The organism is Klebsiella sp. P1927 (assembly GCF_018204675.1).
GTDB lineage: Bacteria > Pseudomonadota > Gammaproteobacteria > Enterobacterales > Enterobacteriaceae > Klebsiella > Klebsiella pneumoniae.
In genome coordinates, this window is sequence record NZ_CP073380.1 from 61,289 (window position 1) to 81,080 (window position 19,792).

At 49.8% G+C, this 19,792-nt stretch carries 27 protein-coding genes and 3 pseudogenes; 10 read left to right on the forward strand and 20 right to left on the reverse strand.

Features of this window, described 5'->3' with window-relative positions; translation table 11 throughout:
- Positions 1-37: 37 nt before the first annotated feature.
- The 3 genes from KB892_RS30340 (at position 38) to KB892_RS30350 (ending at position 2,582) form a co-directional block, all read left to right on the forward strand.
- A complete protein-coding gene (locus KB892_RS30340; protein WP_015493079.1) occupies positions 38-709 on the forward strand; it encodes an SOS response-associated peptidase family protein in 672 nt (223 codons plus the stop codon).
- A 179-nt stretch (positions 710-888) separates the two neighbouring features.
- Entirely contained in the window at positions 889-1,311 is a 423-nt protein-coding gene (umuD, locus tag KB892_RS30345; protein ID WP_015493080.1) for a translesion error-prone DNA polymerase V autoproteolytic subunit, read from the forward strand.
- Positions 1,311-2,582 (forward strand): Y-family DNA polymerase, encoded by a 1,272-nt coding sequence (locus KB892_RS30350; protein ID WP_015493081.1) that lies wholly within the window; start codon positions 1,311-1,313, stop codon positions 2,580-2,582. Before umuD ends, KB892_RS30350 begins: the two co-directional genes overlap by 1 nt.
- 135 nt (positions 2,583-2,717) lie before the next feature.
- Here KB892_RS30350 and KB892_RS30355 read toward each other — a convergent pair whose 3' ends face one another.
- On the reverse strand, positions 2,718-3,689 hold the full coding sequence (locus tag KB892_RS30355; RefSeq protein WP_016479949.1) for a ParB family protein: 972 nt from the start codon (positions 3,687-3,689) through the stop codon (positions 2,718-2,720).
- Positions 3,686-4,891 carry an AAA family ATPase gene (locus KB892_RS30360; protein ID WP_015493083.1) on the reverse strand — a complete coding sequence of 402 codons (1,206 nt, stop codon included), beginning with the start codon at positions 4,889-4,891 and terminating at the stop codon, positions 3,686-3,688. Before KB892_RS30360 ends, KB892_RS30355 begins: the two co-directional genes overlap by 4 nt.
- Positions 4,892-5,253: 362 nt before the next feature.
- Between KB892_RS30360 and KB892_RS30365 the strand changes: the two genes are divergently transcribed.
- The 3 genes from KB892_RS30365 to KB892_RS30375 all read left to right on the forward strand — a co-directional run bounded on the left by KB892_RS30365 (position 5,254) and on the right by KB892_RS30375 (position 7,237).
- Positions 5,254-5,886, forward strand: a complete 633-nt coding sequence (locus KB892_RS30365; protein ID WP_022652286.1) for a recombinase family protein — start codon at positions 5,254-5,256, stop codon at positions 5,884-5,886.
- 53 nt (positions 5,887-5,939) lie between these two features.
- On the forward strand, positions 5,940-6,140 hold the full coding sequence (locus tag KB892_RS30370; protein WP_040219232.1) for a hypothetical protein: 201 nt from the start codon (positions 5,940-5,942) through the stop codon (positions 6,138-6,140).
- A 146-nt stretch (positions 6,141-6,286) separates the two neighbouring features.
- The gene (locus KB892_RS30375) at positions 6,287-7,237 is read left to right on the forward strand and encodes an Rpn family recombination-promoting nuclease/putative transposase (RefSeq protein WP_015493085.1); all 951 of its coding nucleotides are present in this window, start codon (positions 6,287-6,289) and stop codon (positions 7,235-7,237) included.
- On the opposite strand, the gene KB892_RS30380 is transcribed toward KB892_RS30375, so the two are convergent.
- The 3 genes and pseudogenes from KB892_RS30380 to KB892_RS30390 all read right to left on the reverse strand — a co-directional run.
- Positions 7,234-7,845, reverse strand: a complete 612-nt coding sequence (locus tag KB892_RS30380; RefSeq protein ID WP_015493086.1) for a DUF2913 family protein — start codon at positions 7,843-7,845, stop codon at positions 7,234-7,236. The two genes, KB892_RS30375 and KB892_RS30380, sit on opposite strands and share 4 nt — an antisense overlap.
- Positions 7,842-8,237 carry a hypothetical protein gene (locus KB892_RS30385; RefSeq protein ID WP_015493087.1) on the reverse strand — a complete coding sequence of 132 codons (396 nt, stop codon included), beginning with the start codon at positions 8,235-8,237 and terminating at the stop codon, positions 7,842-7,844. Before KB892_RS30385 ends, KB892_RS30380 begins: the two co-directional genes overlap by 4 nt.
- 52 nt (positions 8,238-8,289) lie before the next feature.
- A pseudogene (locus KB892_RS30390) lies at positions 8,290-8,682 on the reverse strand (3'-5' exonuclease); the annotation flags it as partial.
- A 68-nt stretch (positions 8,683-8,750) separates the two neighbouring features.
- Between KB892_RS30390 and KB892_RS30395 the strand changes: the two are divergent.
- Both KB892_RS30395 and KB892_RS31605 read left to right on the forward strand, forming a co-directional pair.
- Entirely contained in the window at positions 8,751-9,731 is a 981-nt protein-coding gene (locus KB892_RS30395) for an IS5-like element ISKpn26 family transposase (RefSeq protein ID WP_211778030.1), read from the forward strand.
- The gene (locus KB892_RS31605; protein WP_323129908.1) at positions 9,713-9,916 is read left to right on the forward strand and encodes a hypothetical protein; all 204 of its coding nucleotides are present in this window, start codon (positions 9,713-9,715) and stop codon (positions 9,914-9,916) included. The genes KB892_RS30395 and KB892_RS31605 overlap by 19 nt, the downstream gene beginning before the upstream one ends.
- Here the strand turns inward: KB892_RS31605 and KB892_RS30400 are convergent.
- Positions 9,874-10,231: pseudogene (locus tag KB892_RS30400) on the reverse strand (conjugal transfer protein TrbJ); the annotation flags it as partial. The gene KB892_RS31605 and the pseudogene KB892_RS30400 overlap by 43 nt on opposite strands.
- Positions 10,232-10,430: 199 nt before the next feature.
- Positions 10,431-10,847, reverse strand: a complete 417-nt coding sequence (traM, locus tag KB892_RS30405; protein ID WP_014343494.1) for a conjugal transfer relaxosome DNA-binding protein TraM — start codon at positions 10,845-10,847, stop codon at positions 10,431-10,433.
- A gap of 390 nt (positions 10,848-11,237) precedes the next feature.
- Between traM and KB892_RS30410 the strand changes: the two genes are divergently transcribed.
- Positions 11,238-11,723, forward strand: coding sequence for a transglycosylase SLT domain-containing protein (locus KB892_RS30410; RefSeq protein WP_014343495.1), 486 nt, complete (start codon positions 11,238-11,240; stop codon positions 11,721-11,723).
- A 32-nt stretch (positions 11,724-11,755) separates the two neighbouring features.
- On the opposite strand, the gene KB892_RS30415 is transcribed toward KB892_RS30410, so the two are convergent.
- The 12 genes and pseudogenes from KB892_RS30415 to KB892_RS30465 form a co-directional block, all read right to left on the reverse strand.
- On the reverse strand, positions 11,756-12,085 hold the full coding sequence (locus tag KB892_RS30415; protein WP_013214015.1) for a DUF5983 family protein: 330 nt from the start codon (positions 12,083-12,085) through the stop codon (positions 11,756-11,758).
- A 32-nt stretch (positions 12,086-12,117) separates the two neighbouring features.
- Positions 12,118-12,939 (reverse strand): DUF932 domain-containing protein, encoded by an 822-nt coding sequence (locus tag KB892_RS30420; RefSeq protein ID WP_004152492.1) that lies wholly within the window; start codon positions 12,937-12,939, stop codon positions 12,118-12,120.
- An 827-nt stretch (positions 12,940-13,766) separates the two neighbouring features.
- Positions 13,767-13,871: pseudogene (locus KB892_RS31365) on the reverse strand (transcriptional regulator); the annotation flags it as partial.
- 3 nt (positions 13,872-13,874) lie between these two features.
- The gene (locus KB892_RS30425; protein WP_004152721.1) at positions 13,875-14,153 is read right to left on the reverse strand and encodes a helix-turn-helix domain-containing protein; all 279 of its coding nucleotides are present in this window, start codon (positions 14,151-14,153) and stop codon (positions 13,875-13,877) included.
- Positions 14,143-14,463, reverse strand: a complete 321-nt coding sequence (locus tag KB892_RS30430) for a type II toxin-antitoxin system RelE/ParE family toxin (RefSeq protein ID WP_014343498.1) — start codon at positions 14,461-14,463, stop codon at positions 14,143-14,145. The genes KB892_RS30425 and KB892_RS30430 overlap by 11 nt, the downstream gene beginning before the upstream one ends.
- A gap of 80 nt (positions 14,464-14,543) precedes the next feature.
- The gene (locus KB892_RS30435) at positions 14,544-14,768 is read right to left on the reverse strand and encodes a hypothetical protein (RefSeq protein WP_014343499.1); all 225 of its coding nucleotides are present in this window, start codon (positions 14,766-14,768) and stop codon (positions 14,544-14,546) included.
- Positions 14,769-14,778: 10 nt separating this feature from the next.
- Entirely contained in the window at positions 14,779-14,991 is a 213-nt protein-coding gene (locus KB892_RS30440) for a hypothetical protein (RefSeq protein ID WP_014343500.1), read from the reverse strand.
- A 60-nt stretch (positions 14,992-15,051) separates the two neighbouring features.
- Positions 15,052-15,408 carry a hypothetical protein gene (locus KB892_RS30445; protein WP_014343501.1) on the reverse strand — a complete coding sequence of 119 codons (357 nt, stop codon included), beginning with the start codon at positions 15,406-15,408 and terminating at the stop codon, positions 15,052-15,054.
- Between the two features lie 840 nt (positions 15,409-16,248).
- On the reverse strand, positions 16,249-16,566 hold the full coding sequence (locus tag KB892_RS30450) for a hypothetical protein (RefSeq protein ID WP_014343505.1): 318 nt from the start codon (positions 16,564-16,566) through the stop codon (positions 16,249-16,251).
- A gap of 14 nt (positions 16,567-16,580) precedes the next feature.
- Positions 16,581-16,931 (reverse strand): hypothetical protein, encoded by a 351-nt coding sequence (locus tag KB892_RS30455; RefSeq protein ID WP_040245917.1) that lies wholly within the window; start codon positions 16,929-16,931, stop codon positions 16,581-16,583.
- Positions 16,928-17,200 (reverse strand): hypothetical protein, encoded by a 273-nt coding sequence (locus KB892_RS30460; RefSeq protein ID WP_040245921.1) that lies wholly within the window; start codon positions 17,198-17,200, stop codon positions 16,928-16,930. Before KB892_RS30460 ends, KB892_RS30455 begins: the two co-directional genes overlap by 4 nt.
- A 692-nt stretch (positions 17,201-17,892) precedes the next feature.
- Positions 17,893-18,012, reverse strand: a complete 120-nt coding sequence (locus tag KB892_RS30465) for a type I toxin-antitoxin system Hok family toxin (RefSeq protein ID WP_159376494.1) — start codon at positions 18,010-18,012, stop codon at positions 17,893-17,895.
- 110 nt (positions 18,013-18,122) lie between these two features.
- On the opposite strand from KB892_RS30465, the gene KB892_RS30470 reads away from it, so the two are divergent.
- On the forward strand, positions 18,123-19,196 hold the full coding sequence (locus KB892_RS30470; protein WP_211778031.1) for an IS481-like element ISKpn28 family transposase: 1,074 nt from the start codon (positions 18,123-18,125) through the stop codon (positions 19,194-19,196).
- A 183-nt stretch (positions 19,197-19,379) separates the two neighbouring features.
- On the opposite strand, the gene KB892_RS30475 is transcribed toward KB892_RS30470, so the two are convergent.
- A complete protein-coding gene (locus tag KB892_RS30475; RefSeq protein WP_014343510.1) occupies positions 19,380-19,754 on the reverse strand; it encodes a hypothetical protein in 375 nt (124 codons plus the stop codon).
- Positions 19,755-19,792: the final 38 nt, after the last annotated feature.

Genomic DNA, 19,792 nt, shown 5'->3' on the forward strand with positions numbered 1-19,792 from the left:
AGATTTCGCATGCGAAATCTACACCGGAGAAACGATAATGTGCGGTCGGTTTACGCAGTACAACTCCCGCGAGGAGTACCTGGCCTTTCTCGGAGAAGAAGCAGAACGGGACATCCCGTATGATCCGGAGCCCGTCGGCCGCTACAACGTTGCGCCCGGAACCCGTGTATTACTGCTGAGTGAACGCCGCTCGCAGCTGCATCTTGATCCTGTTCACTGGGGTTATGCGCCGGAGTGGTGGAACAAGCCCGCTCTCATCAACGCCAGAAGTGAAACTGCGGCCGGCAGCCGGATGTTCAGGCCACTCTGGGAGCACGGACGGGCCATTGTTTTTGCTGACGGCTGGTTTGAGTGGAAACAGCAAAACGGCGTGAAACAGCCGTTTTTCATTTACCGTAAGGACGGAAATCCGCTCCTGCTCGCTGCCATCGGGAAACCACCTTTTGAGAACGGCAATGACCAGGAAGGATTCCTGATCGTCACGGCCGCTGCGGATGAGGAACTGCTGGACATTCACGACCGGCGACCACTCGTGTACTCACCGGATGCCGCACGTAAATGGCTCAGCGAAAACACAACCGGTAAAGAGGCGGAAGACATTGCCCGTGAGGGCAGTCTTCCCGCCGAAGATTTCACATGGCACCCCGTCAGCCGGGCTGTTGGCAATCCCGGGAACCAGGGCCGGGAACTTATAGAGCCACTGACTTAGCAGACGGTGAGATACCCGGCATCGACTCACAGGGTTATGCACCGTTTCTGTGGATAACCCACTGCCTGTTTTATCTGCCAGAACAATAACCTGGCAGGAACAGGAAAAATTCTCCTTGCAGGACGGGAAATATCTTAAATAACACTGTATGTAAAAACAGGTATTTTAAGAGGTATGCCATGATCCTTTTTGTCACTCCCGCATCAGAGCCAGCACTGTCCACCGCACCACTTTTCACAGAGCGCTGTCCGGCTGGTTTTCCGTCACCGGCCGCGGACTATACCGAAGACGAACTGGATCTGAACGCCTACTGTATCCGTCGCCCCAGCGCGACCTACTTTGTCCGGGCCATTGGCGATTCGATGAAAGATATGGGCCTGCACTCCGGCGATCTCATGGTTGTCGACAAAGCTGAAAAACCCATGCAGGGGGATATTGTCATCGCGGAAACAGATGGCGAATTCACCGTTAAGCGCCTGCAGCTTAAACCCCGTATCGCCCTGCTGCCGATGAATCCCGCCTACCCCACTCTTTATCCGGAAGAACTGCAGATATTCGGCGTGGTGATGGCATTCATACATAAGACGCGGGGTACGAATTGATGTTCGCTTTGGCTGACGTCAACAGCTTCTACGCCAGCTGTGAGAAAGTATTTCGTCCGGACCTGCGTAACAGGCCCGTTGTGGTGCTCAGTAACAATGATGGCTGCGTCATCGCGCGCAGTGCCGAAGCGAAACGGCTGGGTATTAAAATGGGCGTCCCCTGGTTCCAGCTGAAGACGGCACAATTCCCGGAGCCGGTCATCACGTTCTCGTGCAATTACGAGCTCTATGCGTCTATGTCGAACAGAGTTATGTCTCATCTCGAAGAACTGGCGCCGCGCGTGGAGCAGTACAGCATCGACGAGATGTTTCTGGATATCCGCGGTATAGACAGCTGCATCAATTATGAGGACTTCGGCCGGCAGCTGCGCGAGCACGTGCGCTCCGGTACGGGGCTGACAATCGGCGTCGGGATGGGGCCGACCAAAACGCTGGCTAAAAGCGCACAATGGGCGTCTAAGGAATGGCGGCAGTTTGGGGGCGTGCTTGCTCTGACTTCAGGCAATCCAAAGCGAACGGATAAACTGCTCTCACGACAGCCGGTGGAAGAAATCTGGGGAGTAGGTCGCAGGATCTCAAAAACGCTTAATACGATGGGCATCACTACGGCACTGCAGCTGGCGCGCGCGAACCCTGTATTTATCAGGAAGAATTTCAGCGTTGTGCTGGAGAGAACCGTCCGTGAACTCAACGGAGAAAGCTGTATTTCGCTTGAAGAAGCGCCGCCGCCAAAACAGCAGATTGTCTGCAGCCGGTCCTTTGGGGAGCGTGTCACGACGTATGAAGCCATGCGCCAGGCAGTTTGTCAGTATGCTGAGCGTGCAGCTGAAAAACTGCGCGGCGAGCGACAGTTCTGCAGGCACATTGCTGTATTTGTGAAGACGTCACCGTTCGCGGTGAACGAACCGTATTACGGGAATGTGGCCAGTGAGAAGTTGATGACTCCCACGCAGGATACCAGGGACATCATAGCCGCAGCGGTGAAAGCACTGGATCGGATCTGGGTGAATGGCCATCGATATGCAAAAGCGGGTTGCATGCTCAATGATTTCACTCCTACCGGGGTTTCGCAGTTGAACCTGTTCGATGATACTCAGCCCCGAAGCAACAGTAATCAGCTGATGAAAGTCATGGACGGTATTAACCATTCCGGTCTGGGGAAAGTATGGTTTGCGGGACGAGGTATCGCACCTGAGTGGCAAATGAAACGGGAGATGCTTTCACCGGCCTATACAACTCGCTGGTCTGAACTGCCAGTAGCGAAATTATGAGTCACGAAAAGGTTGAAAAACTTGGTGATTTCAGTGTGAAAGAATTTAAAATTTTCCTTTACAATCATAATAATAACATTGAAATCGGCATGGTGAAAAACATAAAAAAAGGATGCTCTCCGGCATCCTTTTCCCTTACTCACTTGACTCAGGAAGTCTTTTCAGAATACGTTTTATTGCATCATCAATCTCCGACTGTGCCTCAGCGGAAATGCGGGAAAACTCATAAACAACCAGTCGCTTCTTTGAATCAGTTTTCTTTCTGGCAAACTGATTGCGATCTGAAAATTCTCTCAGCTTCTCAGTTTGAACCGTTCTGGTAGGGCGGGTTGTCAACGATTTGCTCTCAACCCTGATAGCCGCCAGAATTTTGCTTTTATCAATTGCCGGATAATCTGGCATGGTCTTCAACCGATGTTGAACTTTTTCCATCAGTTCTGTTACGGATGTTTGCTTGTTGTTTGCTTCTTCAGCCAGTTTTAGCAAAAACTGATAATCCGACAAAGAAATATCATTTATCACCGGGAATACTGCAACCATTTCATCTGGCACTGCTGCGGCCTGAAACGCGCGAGTCACTTTCGCCGGAGAGAGATTCTCTTTCAACGCAATCTCTTCTTTCGTCATGCTAGTTCCATAGGTGACTTCAAGTCGTTTCCCCAACTCTCGAAGGCTATGTTCTCTAGCTGTCTGGATATCTTGCGCTAACTGCCGTGCATCGGCGAGTGATATATCATCTTTAGTTACTAGGATTTCGAATTTAACGTTATTAAATATGCAGGCGGCACGGCGTCGGGTCCCATCTAATATCTCAATTCGTCCATTAACCTCCCGTCCAATAGCCGGGAAGAATTGCTGCAGCTTTATCGTCCGGGAAATATCACTAACGGACTCACGCGTAAGCATAGCCTGATCTCGTCCATTGACCGATGCATCAACGAACGTCTTTGATTCAATCTCTCCGCTTAATACAACCGTTTTGACAAATTTGGCCTGCTTGCCGGATTTAAGAGTAAACGTTTTGACATCTCCGTCACCTTCAAGCATACGGGCAAACTCTGAATTGCTATTACCGAGAACTCGCCCACGAGCTAAAACCTTTTTCATTTAGACTCTCCCCGGATGTATTCAATGCGGTCAAAAACTGCTTTCGTAAACCGTTCTGCTTCAGTACGTGCCTTTTTCAACGCTTCAGCACTACCAGGGTATGAAACAGGGTTAGCACTAATAATAGTGTCAAAAGATTCACCACATCGTTCGAATCCATCCAAACGTGGCAGTGACGAGTCCAGAATATTACTTGCATACACTTCGCGGGCCAGGCTATGCGAAGTTTCGTGATCACGCTTATTAGTCATTTTTGACATGAAACCGATACTCGCGCTCAGGCGTGGTTCCACACCTTCGTCTTCAAGACGCTCCAGCATTTCAGGCAAACGTGTCAGATATTTAAGGGTTGAATGGAAATCAACCTGTGCCGGTGGAGTAGGGGTCAGAAGCAAATCACTCGCTGCCAGACCATTCAGAAGGAACGGATCAAGATGGGGGCCAGTATCTATGAAGACAAAATCATAGTCACCAGCGATACGGTCAATAATTGTTTTCCTGAGGACTTCAGAAGGTTTAAGTCCTGGTAAATGTTCTGCTACTAAAGACTCCCACTGGCTCGCCACAAAGCCGTCATCAATAGAAGCAGGGATGACATCAACACCAGGAATAATGGTGGGGCGAATAACTGCTTCTCGCAATGTTTCAACATCGAGATCATTCAGCATTGCCTGAGCAGCTGTTTCAAGGACTGTACCAATGCTATGGGTGTGATCCAGGAACATAGTACTGGAGGCCTGTGGGTCGAGGTCTATTACAAGGATGCGAAGATCATGCCGCAGCAGGTCCTGATGTACACGCAACGCATGTGCAAGAGTAACTGTACTGACTGTTTTTGATACACCACCTTTAAGGTTTACAACGAAAATAACGTAGGGTTCTTTATGGATATCGCGATATTTAGGTATCTGTCGGTGGGCGTAGATATCGATAACATTCTTTATCGTCAGAGCATATTGTTCGACGTTACCAATCTGCTTTTTATTAAATATATAGCCGTCTTCTTCCATTTCTTTCATGGCCAGTTCTACGATACGCCGGCTCAGCTTTGGTAGTTTTGCGACAGCGTTACGAGTATATGTCTGATGATAATCTGTCAGATTAAATTCTTTCCTTTGTTCCTCAATATCCCTACTCATAGCCTGAAGTAAAGCGCTTGCTCTAAGAGCTATGGTACCCACACTACCGTAATCGCGTTTCATTTTTGTCCCCTAAAGATGGAATCCTTGCACATTGATGGCGTAGAAGCTCACGCCATTGTACACAATAAATAATAACGTACAACATATAATGATACGACATTAAATTATTGTACGTTAATACCTACCTATCACGTAGCTCAAAAAGACAACTGAGGCTGTACTCAAAGAAAAAACCGTGAGTCTGTTCAGAGCTTGCATCTGAGCAGGCGAGGGGTTGGACAAGCTCCGTGGGCGCGTCAGCCTGTCACATTGGGGTATGCTCTATATATACCACCCGAAAAAATACCGGCGAATATTATTGTTACCACATAAGTGATACCATCATAAGCAAGACCACTTAAAAGTTACCAGAAGGACAAAATATGTTCGTTTTTGGTTACCTCCGGGCATCCACTTCAGAGCAGAATGCCAGCCGGGCAAAAAATGCACTGAAGGCATTTGCAAACCAAAATGGCCACCGTATTGCTGGCTGGTATATCGACAATGTCTCCGGTACGACAATGAACCGTCCTGAACTGATCAGGCTTCTTGGTGATGCGGAACCTGGTGATGTGATTCTCATTGAACAGGTCGACAGGCTTACTCGACTGGATGATGCAGGCTGGGAGACACTCAGAAAGCAAATCACCGACAAGCAGCTGGCCATCGTCAGTCTTGATTTACCAACCAGCCATCTGGCGCTATCCAGCACAGTAAGTGATGACTTCACCCGAAGCATGCTGAAGGCCGTAAATGGCATGATGCTGGATATGCTCGCCGCTATTGCCAGAAAAGACTACGAAGACCGTCGACGTCGCCAGGCAGAGGGAATCTGTAAAGCGAAAACTGAAGGAAAATACCGGGGCAGGGTGGCCGATGCACAGAAACATGAACTGATACGTACTCTGCGTCTGGCCCACGGAAAATCACTGCGTGAAACAGCCCGCCTGGCTGGCGTATCAAAGATGACAGTAATCAGGGTCTGTAACGGCAATCATAAGCAGGATACTGATTGACGATACTTATTCACGTTAGGTTCAGAACAAACAATTAAGCTTATGGAGCGAATATGGCTGAAAGAATATCTCAAAGAGAACAGGAGTTGTTGGAGGAATTCCTTTGTACTGTTCTGGATGATTTCAGTAAAGGCAGTATAACCCACCATCAGGCTGTCAGCGGTATCGCGACATTATATACAGCTGCCACAGAAGGACGGAGAGAAGAGGCTTTAGAATATCTGAGAGAGGGAAGAAAGTTGCTAAGGCAGTAATTGATGATGAGTAAAGATGGTTTAGGAAGGGGACCGAACCACCCCGGAACGGTCCCCTGAAGGAATGGCAATTCCGTTCACCGCCAATATTAGCTTTTCCCGGGCTGTGATAACATCTCCGGGTCATTTTTCAGAGCCCAGGACTGATGAAGAAGAAACCAGGTACACCCACACCCCATGACGCGACATTTCGCCAGTTCCTGGCGAATCCCGATGTCGCCCGTGACTTCATGATGTTACATCTCCCGGCTGAATTACGCGCGCTGTGCGATTTGACCACGCTGAAGCTGGAGTCCGGTACCTTCGTTGAGGACGACTTACGTCAGTACGTCAGCGACATTCTCTGGAGCATGAAAACCACCACCGGCGATGACGGGTACATCCATCTGCTTCTGGAACACCAGAGTTCGGCGGATAAAAATATGGCCTTTCGTCAGCTCAGATATGCTGTCGCCGCCATGCAACGTCATCTTGAAGCGGGTCATAAAAAACTGCCGCTGGTCATCCCGGTTCTGTTTTACCACGGCAGCCGGAGTCCGTACCCGTTCTCCACGAACTGGCTGGATTGTTTCAGTAACCCGGAACAGGCCGGAAAAGTATACACGACAGGATTCCCGCTGGTTGATGTCACCGTCATCGATGATGATGAGATAATGAACCACAGACGGATGGCCGCACTGACCCTGCTGATGAAACATATCCGCCAGCGGGACATGATGGAACTGCTGGACAGGCTACCCCGGGTAATGGTGGAATGGATTTCCCCCGAACAGGTGCGCGTTCTGATAAACTACATGGTAAATGCAGGTGAAGCGCCTGCACCTGAATTTATGCGGGCGCTGGCAGAGCGTCTGCCGCAACACGAGGATGAACTGATGACCATCGCACAACAGCTTGAACAGATTGGCATCGAGAAGGGCCTGCAGCAGGGTCTGCAGCAGGGCCTGCAGTTAGGTGAACAACGCGGTATTGAAAAAGGCGAGCGCGAAGCCACCCTTAAAATTGCACGAACCATGCTGCAGAACGGAATTGACCGCAATACCGTCATGAAAATGACCGGTCTGACTGAAGACGAACTAGCGCAGATCCGCCACTAATCCCCCTTTCCTGGCACTCCCTGTCCGGCCATCAGAGAATACTGGTGGGGCAGGGAGGCACCAGACTCAGGCTCTGCCTGCCAGCCACAGCGATTAAACACCTTCATCACCCCCACTACGTTACCCGTCAGACGTGCTGTAAGCGGATTTATCTGTCGGCCGCTGTCGTCAAAAGCGACATCGAGGTTGGCCCGTGAGAGATAAATGCCGTTCACGCCCGCACTGAGCGCCACAGCATTTCGGCCTGACCATTCCCGATCGCTCAGCAGACGGTAGTTCCAGTGCATATCTTTCGCTGTTTCCAGAGCATACGTCAGCCGGAACAGGTCGTTCTGCTCGGACAACTCGCCGGTGCAGGAACGCCAGAGGTAATTCAGCTTGCTGGCCAGCTTCGCGCTGACGCCCAGCTGGCGCCTCTGTTTCAACAGCCACTCGATGTCCGGATTTATCTCCCGGGGGAAACGCCGTTGCTTCAGCGCAGTCGCCAGCCAGCGGATGAGAAAGAGATTTTCCTGTGCCGGCGAGAGAACGCCACCCTCCTGCCTGGCCAGCGCAAGCGCCACCAGGGCACACCATGCCAGATGGCCCGATTTTTCTGTCAGCGTCACGGCTTCTCCCGCAAGTCAGAAAAATGATGTAATTCATCCAGCATAATCAGCACACGTCGGCCCGTCTTACGGGGAAACATTCGCCGCATCTCACGCGTCAGCTGCTTCTTCTCCCATCCGTAAGGGAAAATAATGTTGTATTCATTTCTCTCAGCGTAAATATCAGGGCCCGCGACGATACGCGCTACCTCCTTATTCAGACGTTCGCCTCGCCAGCCATAAGCCGCCAGTCGCTTACGGATACGTGCAATGGGAAAACGTTTATCGGAGTGACGGGGGAAGAGTAACGTCCCGTCCTCATTTCGTTTGACGCCAAACATATCCAGAGACTGCTCGATCACCACTGTTCTCGTGGGAAAATGCTCACGCATAGTTTTCATCATATTTTCCATTCCAGACTCCTGAATTAATACCTGCAGCTGTCTGACCAGCCAGAGAGCAGCGTTATCTCCCTGCGCCATCATTCATTTCACACTGGATCTCACGCCAGTATCCGGCAATATTGTTTACCACCCGAGCCGTCATAACTGCGTCAGTGACGGCGGAGTGTGCCTCCCCGGCCCAGCTCAGCCCAGCCTGACTGACAGCGCCGGAAAGCGATATGGTACCGTAGCGATTGGTGGGGCCGTAATACCCCGCTGCAAGTCGCATGGCGCAGTACACCGTCAGAGAGTCCAGCCAGCTGGCACGGTCGTTATGCGCTGCCGCTGTCTGCTTCAGAATGCGCGTATCAAACTCAGCATTGAAAATAACCAGCGGGCGCCGGCCGATATGGTGCTGCAGCTGCTGCGCAATATCGGGCCACGATGGCGCACTGACCAGATCATCGTCACTGATGGAAGGTGCGAACAAGTTCCTGATATGAGATCATCATATTCATCCGGAGCGCATCCCAGAGGGACATCATGAGCCATCAACTCACCTTCGCCGATAGTGAATTCAGCACTAAGCGCCGTCAGACCCGAAAAGAGATTTTCCTCTCCCGCATGGAGCAGATTCTGCCATGGCAGAATATGACCGCTGTCATCGAGCCGTTTTATCCCAAGGCGGGCAATGGCCGACGGCCCTATCCGCTGGAGACCATGCTGCGTATTCACTGCATGCAGCATTGGTACAACCTGAGCGACGGTGCCATGGAAGATGCCCTGTACGAAATCGCCTCCATGCGCCTGTTTGCCCGATTATCCCTGGATAGCGCCCTGCCGGATCGCACCACCATCATGAATTTCCGCCACCTGCTCGAGCAGCATCAACTGGCCCGTCAATTGTTCAAGACCATCAATCGCTGGCTGGCCGAAGCAGGCGTCATGATGACCCAAGGCACTTTGGTGGATGCCACCATCATTGAGGCACCCAGCTCTACCAAGAACAAAGAGCAGCAACGCGATCCGGAGATGCATCAGACCAAGAAAGGCAATCAGTGGCACTTTGGCATGAAGGCCCACATTGGTGTCGATGCCAAGAGTGGCCTGACCCACAGCCTGGTCACCACCGCGGCCAACGAGCATGACCTCAATCAGCTGGGTAATCTGCTGCATGGAGAGGAGCAATTTGTCTCAGCCGATGCCGGCTACCAAGGAGCGCCACAGCGCGAGGTGCTGGCCGAGGTGGATGTGGACTGGCTGATCGCCGAGCGTCCCGGCAAGGTAAAAACCTTGAAGCAGCATCCGCGCAAGAACAAAACGGCCATCAACATCGAATACATGAAAGCCAGCATCCGTGCCTGGGTGGAGCACCCGTTTCGCATCATCAAGCGGCAGTTCGGCTTCGTGAAAGCCAGATACAAGGGGCTGCTGAAAAACGATAACCAACTGGCGATGTTATTCACCCTGGCCAACCTGTTTCGGGTGGACCAAATGATACGTCAGTGGGAGAGATCTCAGTAAAAACCGGAAATAACGCCAGAAATGGTGGAAAAAATAGCCTAAATAGGCTGATTCGATGTGTTTGCGGGAAAAAAATCGGCCCAGATCCGCGAAATTTTAATCAACGAGTCAGCTTGGGAAGAAATGACCTGCTTATTCGCACTTTCCTTAATCGAGAACGTTTCAATAAAAACAGTCCAAAGTGAACCTGCCAACCAAATATTTTTAACAAGTACAGCAGAACCTTCTGAAAACGATTTCAGTTCTGACTGCATCAGTTCCAGTTTGATCTCCAGGGAGAGATCCAGAAACCAGCTTCCCGGTGCTCTGGGTGTATCAAATGCTCCAGTTCCACCAGATGTTAAGAAAATTTTGTCAAAGGTTGGGCTGGTGTGAATTACTTCGCCCCGGGAATCACGAATAAAAGCAGGGCAAGATGAAATATTAAGCATCTCGCGCATAGAATGAATGGAATCTGTTTGACTGCGCACAGCAATATGACTACGATCCTTCGCACACATAGGCGCCTCCTGGAAAGGACACTATGGATAGTTGACGTTCGGGGGGACAAGCCCCGGACGTCAACGCTTCAACAAATTTTAGTACAACCCTGTAAGTATTCTATATTCCTTATACTTCCATGTCACTTTTTAAAGCTAGATCATTATTCTTTTTTTACTGCTGAATTAATTACAAACCACCATAAACACACACCAGTTCTTACTCTTCTTCCTGCTCGGGGAAGAAGTGAGAAATAACATCTTTTGCATCTTCTCGAATGTTACTCACCATGCTGCGGAACTCGAATCGTTCATCACCTGTAACATGAGGGCTTAGAGAGCCAATAGCCAAAAGTTTGGATACGGTAAACTGAGTCTTCATGACATTCTCAAGCAAAATCTTATTAAACTCAGTTTGGTTAAACCCTGAATCTTTTCTTTCCATTTGAGCCTCATAAACCCTAAGCCCTAATTCAAGGAGCATCGAAGCGACACTTGAAAAACTGACATCCTTTTCCTTTGCCCCTTCAGCCCTTCGCTTTTCCACTATTGCATTAATTTTCTCTGCAACTTCATCACTAGCATAAGCTTGTACCCTGGCCATATCGGTTCCTTTATTAAAAACAGCATCAAACAAGTTATTATGGCGAGAAGATAACGCGAGTTTACCTTCTTTACAACTCTAAACTTAAGTCTAGAGTCTAAGAAAGTTGCATTACGAGTCATATGGCGACTTAAGTCTAGAGTTAAGTCGCTTTAAATATATGATTATAAAAGAGTGAGTCATAAACGAGTCGCTATAGACTTACCGACGACTTACTACTGACTCACCGGCAACTCACATATATATAAAGAAAAATAACATAATGTAATATAACTACAGTTAAGCCACTGAAGCTAAAGTGAAATCTGCAAAATTTTAATTTTGCGTAGTGTGTGGTGATTTTGTGGTGAGGAGTGCATATATGTTGAGTCTCGGTCTTGGATGGGTTAAGGTTATTCCGGGATTTGGCACGGAGGGGAATTCATGAAGGGAGTAGCGTTTGGTATCATCCTGTCTTTAATACCATTGTCATCAATGGCAGCAGACTGCTTTGATATGGCTGGCAGGGATTACAAAATTGATCCGGATCTCCTGCGTGCTATATCATGGCAAGAATCAGGATTTAAAATTGATGCGATTGGGCGTAATCCTGTTACGGGTTATGGATCAGGCTTGATGCAAATTGACTCGCAGCATTTCAACGAACTGTCGCGATATGGAATAAAACCGGATCATCTTCTTAGCGATGCTTGTCTTAACATCTACACCGGAGCCTATTATCTGGCTCAGGCGTTTAAAAAGTGGGGCGTTTCGTGGGATGCAGTCGGGGCATACAATGCAGGCTTCAAAAAGACCCCGCGCCAGGCAGCAAGACGTTACGAGTATGCGAAGAAGATCCATTACTACTACACGGCTATCAAAGCAAGCAAACGAACTTCTTCTAAAGATCAGAAAATCGCCATGAACTAAAAAGCCTTCTGATATAAGAAGGCTTGAATTTCTTAAAAATCTACGGCATCTATACCTGGATAATAATCGGCATCACTATCAAAATGAAAAAGCAGATACCCACCCTCCCGGTGCATTAGTATAAGAGTTTTGCGTAAAAATTTTGACACCCCACCTCTTTTTAGCGCCAGAAGATGGCGTTTGAAATCATACATCCTTATAACACAACCATAAGGTGTATCATGTATCCACTCTAAGTAACTATCGCAAGTTAGATAATTGGTTGTTGATGAAAGCACCTGAAGAACTCTGATATCACCTTCTTCCATATGTGAAATACTGATACAGACAGCTTTAAATTCAAACATAAGTATTCCCACCATCAAAACGCCGGACAGCTGCCCGGCGCTTATAATTAGCCTTTAAGAGTGCGGAATTTCTCCGCAATTAACCACAATGCCTTATTGAGTTTAACATCACCATCGATTGCTTTTACTGGCCGGGTTGTTGTTCTTTTCCCTTTTTCAGTTCGGCCAGGCAAACCGCCTTTAATCAGATTTTCCTGGACCCTTTGATATGTAGTCCAGATGTCATCTTTTTTATCTTCATAACGGCGCGGATGAATTATCTGTTCAATACTGACCGGAGATTTATTTTCATCTTCATATCGGTAGGTTAATGCAGCTTGTCCAAACAGACGCTGTTCTTCCTTGGTTAAGGCAATAGACTTCATGACATCAACGCCTTCAGTTATTTTATCGAAAATTCCCAGAACTTCGTAAGCACCTTCGATAACCCTTCCAACAATATCACCTTTATGAGGTACACGAATCTCACCAAACGACGTACCGCACACAAGGCCATTTGTGCATACAAAACGGAACATACCCGGGATCATTTGATAACTGGACGATCCATCATGCGAGTTAAGAAGAATGATTTCGGGTACTTCTGTTCCTTTATTGGCCCCTTCACGGCGAAGTCTTACCATATGCTTAGTATGCCCCCGTTTATCCTCATCCCTTACTCGTGACTGACAGGCAAAAAATGGCTGGAAACCTTCTTCACGTAATTTATCCAGCAGTGTAATGGTTGGAATATAGGTATAGCGATCACTACGTGAATTATGCTTTTCTTCTGAAAACACAGAAGGTACAACCTTGACTAATTCATCGTTAGTCAGTGGGCGTTCCTGACGAATGGAATGAGTAAGTCCAAATCGGGATGCTAAACGCATATTATTCTCCTTCACCTGTTTAATTTTTTAACCATCACCCGTTGAGTTGCCGGGGCCGCGGTTTTGACTTTGTGCGGGGACCTGCTGAACCTGCCCCTGGATATAACCTTCACCCGTTTGAGAGCCGTTCGCCGCGAGGGCGTAAACGAGCACGGCCCGGTGCAGATGTCCGGGGGTGAGCGGGAAATTTTTTTCGGTCTAATGAAGCGCAGCGGAATGGCCGGGAAAAATTTATTGCGAAAGGCTCTGCCGTCCCCTGGACAGCAAGACGGGTTGTGCTTGTCTCAGCCCCGGCGAATGGACTCAAACGGGTGATACGGGTACCAGGGGAAAGGAGCAGGCACCCGCCGCAACGACGAAGAGCGCGGGCGCGAAACGGCGTTGCCCTGCAGAGTGCCGGCAGTCCTTCGCCGGCACGGTGAAAGCGGCGCGACCGGGACGGTCGCAGCAAGCGCTGCCGTTGACCTTGACTTCAGACATCAGACACTAGCCGTCAGGCCCGAAACCGCTTGCGGGTTCGGCGGAGCTTACCGCGTCTTTTCGCGGTTAGCGGAGTGTGGCTCGACGACTGGACAGCGTAGCTGGCCAGGAGCCGAAGGTGTCCAGTATGGGTGTGCTTTTAAAGCCTTTAAGGGTTAAAAAGAGGCATCACAGCAGGGAGAAGAAGAGGAAGCAGACAGACAGCAGGCAGCAAACCGGGAAGACGCGGAAAGGAAATGCGGGCGGCGCGTCAGCGCGGCCCGGTTTTCCCGGCGCCGCAGGCGCGCGGCCTTTCGAGGCGCGGCCAGACGGGGACAGATGCCCCCTTCGCCTGCTCTGTTCCCGAATCAGTCAACAAACATCGAGACCGGGATTTGAAATCGATTTGCCAGCGCCCGCATGTGATCGAGGGTCAGACTGCGTTCACCACTGAGGATCCGGCTGACGAGTGACATTCAAACCTGCTGAATTTTAAAGTTAACACCGCAGGCTCTGGCGTACCGAACCAGCGTCTGAATACTCATTCGCGAAGCGTTCTTCTCCATACGTGAGATAGTAGGCGCTTTGATGCCCATACGTTCTGCAACCTGTGCCGACGTCAAACCCGCTTCTTTTCTCCATGTTGCTAAGGTTTCCCGAAGTAGCTCCGAGGCTTCTTCTGCCTCGAATGCCGCGCTGTACTCATGATCGTTCATTGCTTCGGTATGAACCTGGCTAAGGGTTTTATATTTCATTCTGCATTTCCTCCAGTCTGCGAAGTGCCAGATCTATTTCTGCCGGGGGCGTTTTTGGCGATTTTTTGATAAAGATCCGAAGTAGAAAAATACGTTCACCACTCTGATATACCCAGATTCCGCGGGCGATATCTGCCCCCATTGTACGTATTTCGAAAAGGCCGTTTCCAAGCGGCTTGGTATCTGGCTCGCGTAGCTGGCGAGGGTTTGCTTCCAGCTTCATGAGTAGCCTGGCCATTTTTGCACGAATGGCAGCAGGCAGAGCCGTAAACTCTTTTTCAGCCTCATCATGAAAGATGACTGTGAACATGAATGTAATCTCTGGTCCGTATGTGTATACTTTAGCTTAAAAGCTAACTTAGCTCAAGAGCTAAGTTAGCTAACTTCTCACTACCCGATCTTTACAATCTCAATACCCAGCATAAGAGCTATGAATTCCGCTTTGTTCTGAAGCAACCAGGTGCGTGCTTCGGGTGCCTGAGCTTTGCTGATATCGATATCAAACTGATTAAGCGCTGCAGCATCGGCGTGTCCGAGTGTAATACCGCGCCACTGCATCCCCGCATAATAGGCGTTCCCTGCCCCCTGCTGGATTTGTCTTTTCACGTGTTCCATTGCCCAGACCTCATTCCACACCCAGACGGCGGAACATATCGGCGATGATATTCCGGCGCGTATATGAAGCACCTGCGGCTTTCAGATCGGCCAGCACGTTATAGGCGTAACTGGCATCCTTTCCATGAAAAGCGATCAACTTTTCCGCTTTTGGTTCAAAACAGGATGGGGAAGTTTCCCGGGAGAAAACCTCTGATGAGTGTTGATGGCCGTATACTTTCATTTTGCGTTACCTCTGGTCTTTAAGGGATGGCAGCGATACGCCGCCATCCGTGTTTATTTCTCAGCAGTCGTTTGCCGCCAGTTCACTCATCAGTACATCCCGTGCTTCCAGCGCGCGTTCCTCTTCGGCTAGCGTCAGCAGATAGCCGCGCTTTGCCGCAGCGCCCATTAACACCGGACGGTCTTTCAACGGCAGCGCATCCAGATAATCCAGCGCACCACCCAGCAGATGGGCCTGATACAGCTCGTAATGCATCCCGCAGCACCAACCAGCCTCTTTCTCGATACGTTCCAGCACTACATCGGCGCGGATAACATCGAACGGGTTTCGGGAATGAATGTTGCGCACAAAACCGTCAGTCCGGAGGGTTGTGCTTTCTTTGGTGGAGGGTTTTACGTTGACGTTTTGTGTGCTCATCCAGCTTTCTCCTTTGTCTGTTTTTCTGCCTTTTAAAACCATCACCCGTTGAGTTGCCGGGGCCGCGGTTTTGACTTTGTGCGGGGACCTGCTGAACCTGCCCCCTGGATAAAACCTTCACCCGTTTGAGAGCCGTTCGCCGCGAGGGCGTAAACGAGCACGGGCGACAGCAGCTGTCCAGGGCGCGGTTTACCGCGTGCCATTTACCCTGGACGGATGATGGCGACTGTGCTTGTCTCAGCCCCGGCGAATGGACTCAAACGGGTGATACGGCGCCAGGGGAAAGGAGCAGGCATCCGCCGCAACGACGAAGAGCGCGGGCGCGAAACGGCGTTGCCCTGCAGAGTGCCGGCAGCTTTATCGCCGGCACGGTGAAAGCGGCGCGGCCGGAACGGTCGCAGCAAGCGCTGCCGTTGACCCTGACCTCAGACATCAGACACTAGCCGTCAGGCCCGAAACCGCTTGCGGGTTCGGCGGAGCCCGGCGGGTGCGAAGCAGCTGCCCTGGCGGAGTGTGGCTCGACGACTGGACAGCGCAGCTGGCCAGGAGCCGAAGGTGTCCAGTGTGGGTGTGCTTTTAATCCTTTTCAGTTTTAAAAAGGGACACAGCAGGAAATAAAGCCATCACAGGAAGGAACGGAGGAATATAAGAACAAAAGCCCGCAGAGAAATAACGGGCTGATCCAATGGACGAATCGAGAACAATCAACATAAATCAATATCTACAGCTCAATAAGCGGGCTGGATGTAATAATCCGCGTCACAAAATTAACGCTGCCATATATAGGGATTTATTAATTCCTGAAACTGCATTTGTCCGGAGCACAGACAGGTCAGGAGCTTACTTATCATTGTTTTCACTCACATTATTCGTTTCAAACGAGACAAGAAATGTTTTCAGCCCTGCACAAAACGCATTGAATTCTTCCGGTGTGACATCTGCGGATCGTTTTATTCTGGCTCCGCGAAGATGAGAATTACCGGATGCATTTTTTTCCGCCCCGGCACTGCGGATTATCGAGTCGGCCCGGCTTTTTGAACATGGAACACCGCCCAGGCTGATAATTTGTGCAACATCGTTCCTGTTGAGGCAGCCAATCGCCCCGGCAATCATCTTAAGATTAGCCGTAAGTTGTCTGCAGGAAAGTACGTCACTCATCGGATTTACCTTCTTCAGCGATCGAGCCGTTCGACGGTGGCCAGCAATTGCGGATAGGTCGCTGACTGACACTTTTCGTACAGTGATTTAGCTGCGGGTATCCCTTCCAGATAATCATCCGAGTCCCGAATTTCCTGAGCCAGATATTCAATAAAGGCGGGTTCCACAACGGAGCCATTCAGAACATTAAGCAGAACCTGTGTTTCGTCGTCATCGAGAGGAAGGGCACAGGCGCGAACCAGATGCGCATAGCGATCAAAGATATTATTCAGCCGTTCAGTCACCCCTTCCCTGTGGGAGTTCAGATGTGCTCGCAGCTTAGGCGAAGGTGTGAAAGAGGGGTTGCGGGAGATCTCTTTTTTCACTGGTTATCCTCAGAATACTGGCCCGACATAATTAAGAATTTGCGCCGCTCCCTCACGAACTGTCGGTACCATTTACGGGCAACACTGGCCAGATCGTCCTCAGAAGCGCCACAGGAAAGCGTACTCCCCATAAACCCTCCACCACGGCAAATCTGGGCGCCGGTGTTACCAGGGTGCCCCGGGGACTCCAGGTGAACATAACCACCACTGTCGGGTGCGTAAAAACTGAAAATTTCGCCGGTTTTACGGGATTTTATCGTGAAGTTCATGCTGGCTCTCCTTTGGCTCACCCGCGACTGCGCTTCGCCTCACTGAGTTAAGTGGAACAATTTCTGTTCATTACGCAATCAACTGTATGACAGATGTCATACATAATCAACAAAAAAAGCCTGCTTAAAAAGCAGGCGAACATCACTGTATCATATAAGGAATGAACTGCAGTATCACCTGGCAGACCGGGCGACTGATTTACCAGGAAAGCGGATACCGCGCATTGCACGAATAAGTTATAGCAGCACTTTTCCGGAAGGAAAACCCGGCAGGCGGGCGGGTTAAGTGCTATGCAACCTGATGTAGCGCCGGGTTTCCCCGGGGAGCCTTTGGACAGCCTCACTGACTCGTGGTCTTTTAACTCTGCCGTTGCTGTTTCCACCCCTCCGTAAAGAGGGCTACGCTACAGAGAGAACTTATCACCAGAACCCAAATGTTCACAATCAATCACTTTTTTTTCAGACTGATGACAGGGTGTTACGGTGAATGAAGGATGTTAATGTGACTTGCGATTCATTGAATCTGTGTTGTAGGTAGATGAAAGATTTTTGCCCGCCTGTCGTGCGGGCTTTTTTTCCTGTAAGCAGGAAAAAGGGGCTACCGGTGAACGGTAACCCCTTCATAAAGGCGCTTCAGGCTTGTCAGACATCATCTCCCCTGAATGGCGGGGGCTTCCCCCCGCCGGGGTTAGCTACTTAGCGGATTCGTAAGCCAGAAAAGCCGCCACCTCCCTGTTCGTGTCCCTGTACCGGATTTCACAAAGTGATTTCCGGGTGAGGTAAGTGAATATCAGCAGTGTGAGGCACACTATTAATACGCACCCGAGCAGAGTGTTTCGCGGCAGTTTCATGGCCTTCTTCTCCTGTGTAAGTTCACACAGATATTGCAAGTGCCTCAGAACACTAAAGGAGGGATTGCCAGATGTTGATGCAGCATATCGGTGTCGGCTATTTTGGGTATTACCGAGCAACTGCTTATGCGATGAAACACTCTCTTATGCCCGAGATTGCGATGTTAAGAATGAAGGCTCTGAACTTCTGGGATAAGCACTGGATCCGTGCCGCAGCTGATGCTTTTGACGTATCAACGCGAACACTCTACTGGTGGCGCCGGTTACTGCGCACCGGTGGTCCAGAAGCACTAATTCCAAGAAGCAAAGCCCCTCTGGTTCGCCGTTCAAGGCACTGGCATCCTGATGTACTCAAGGAGATCAGGCGTCTGAGAACTGAGTTACCCAATCTCGGCAAAGAGCAGATTTTTGTCAGGCTGAAACCATGGTGTGAAGCGCGGCATTTTACCTGTCCCAGCACGTCAACCATTGGAAGAATCATTGCTGGTGCTCACGATAAAATGCGGATGATCCCCGTACGCCTCAGCGCCAGGGGCAAAGCCCGGTTGATAAAAAAACGCTCAGTGAAGCCCAGAAGACCAAAACAATACCGCCCGGTAAAAACAGGCGAACTCATAGGGATGGACGCGATTGAACTCAGGATGGGGGACCTACGCCGCTATATCATTACCATGATCGACGAGCACAGCGACTATGCGCTGGCCCTGGCGGTCCCTTCACTCAACAGCGATATTACCAGCCATTTCTTCAGCAAGGCCACAAAGCTCTTTCCTGTCGCTATCAGACAAGTTGTCACTGACAACGGTAAGGAGTTCCTCGGTAACTTTGATAAAACGCTACAGGAAGCCTCGATTAAACACATCTGGACCTATCCGTACACACCGAAAATGAATGCGACCTGTGAGCGATTTAACCGGACACTTAGAGAACAATTTATTGAATTCAATGAATTGTTGCTTTTTGAGGACCTGAATTTGTTTAATCAAAGAATGGCTGAATATCTGGTGCTGTATAACAGCAAAAGGCCACATAAATCACTCGAACTGATGACGCCAGTGGACTATATTTTACGTGAGAGTAAAAATTGCAATATGTGGTGGACCCATACATCTCCTTGCCTTGCGGCATCTAAGAGGCTATCCTGATGTTGTCTAGGCATACAGGTGGCCTCGTGGGTTAATGAAAATTAACTACGGGGCTTTCTGCTTTTTGCCACACAACACGGTAACAAACCACCTTCACGTCATGAGGCAAAAAGCCTCAAGCGCCACGTCGATTATACCGGGACGGTGCTATTTCTTACCAGGTATATCCACGCTTTATGCTGCTTAGCGCTTTAAATATCTAATGTATACCCATCCCGCAATCAAGACGCCCGTGCCCAGCGCAAGATTAGGCAAAATCACATCGTTTGCACTTGCATATATGGTATTAGGATCATGTTGCCCCCAGAATGCCAGCTTGTACCCGATGCCCCAGACAAAGAATATAATCCCGGCAATCAGAACGCCGAATTCTATAACGCCGAGCAGGATTCCATCTAACCAGTCAGGCGGATCACGCCATGTGATGACCGCAGCTATTAGTGTGCAGATAATCTGGCCTGCATAATAACAAGGGGAACCATACCATTCCGGAGCAACATGCTTCACGATCAACCAGAACAGCACGTTCATTAAGATAACGAGCAACCAGTACCTCATAGTTCTGCTTTCCTTGTATTTGGCCATCTGAGTTGTCA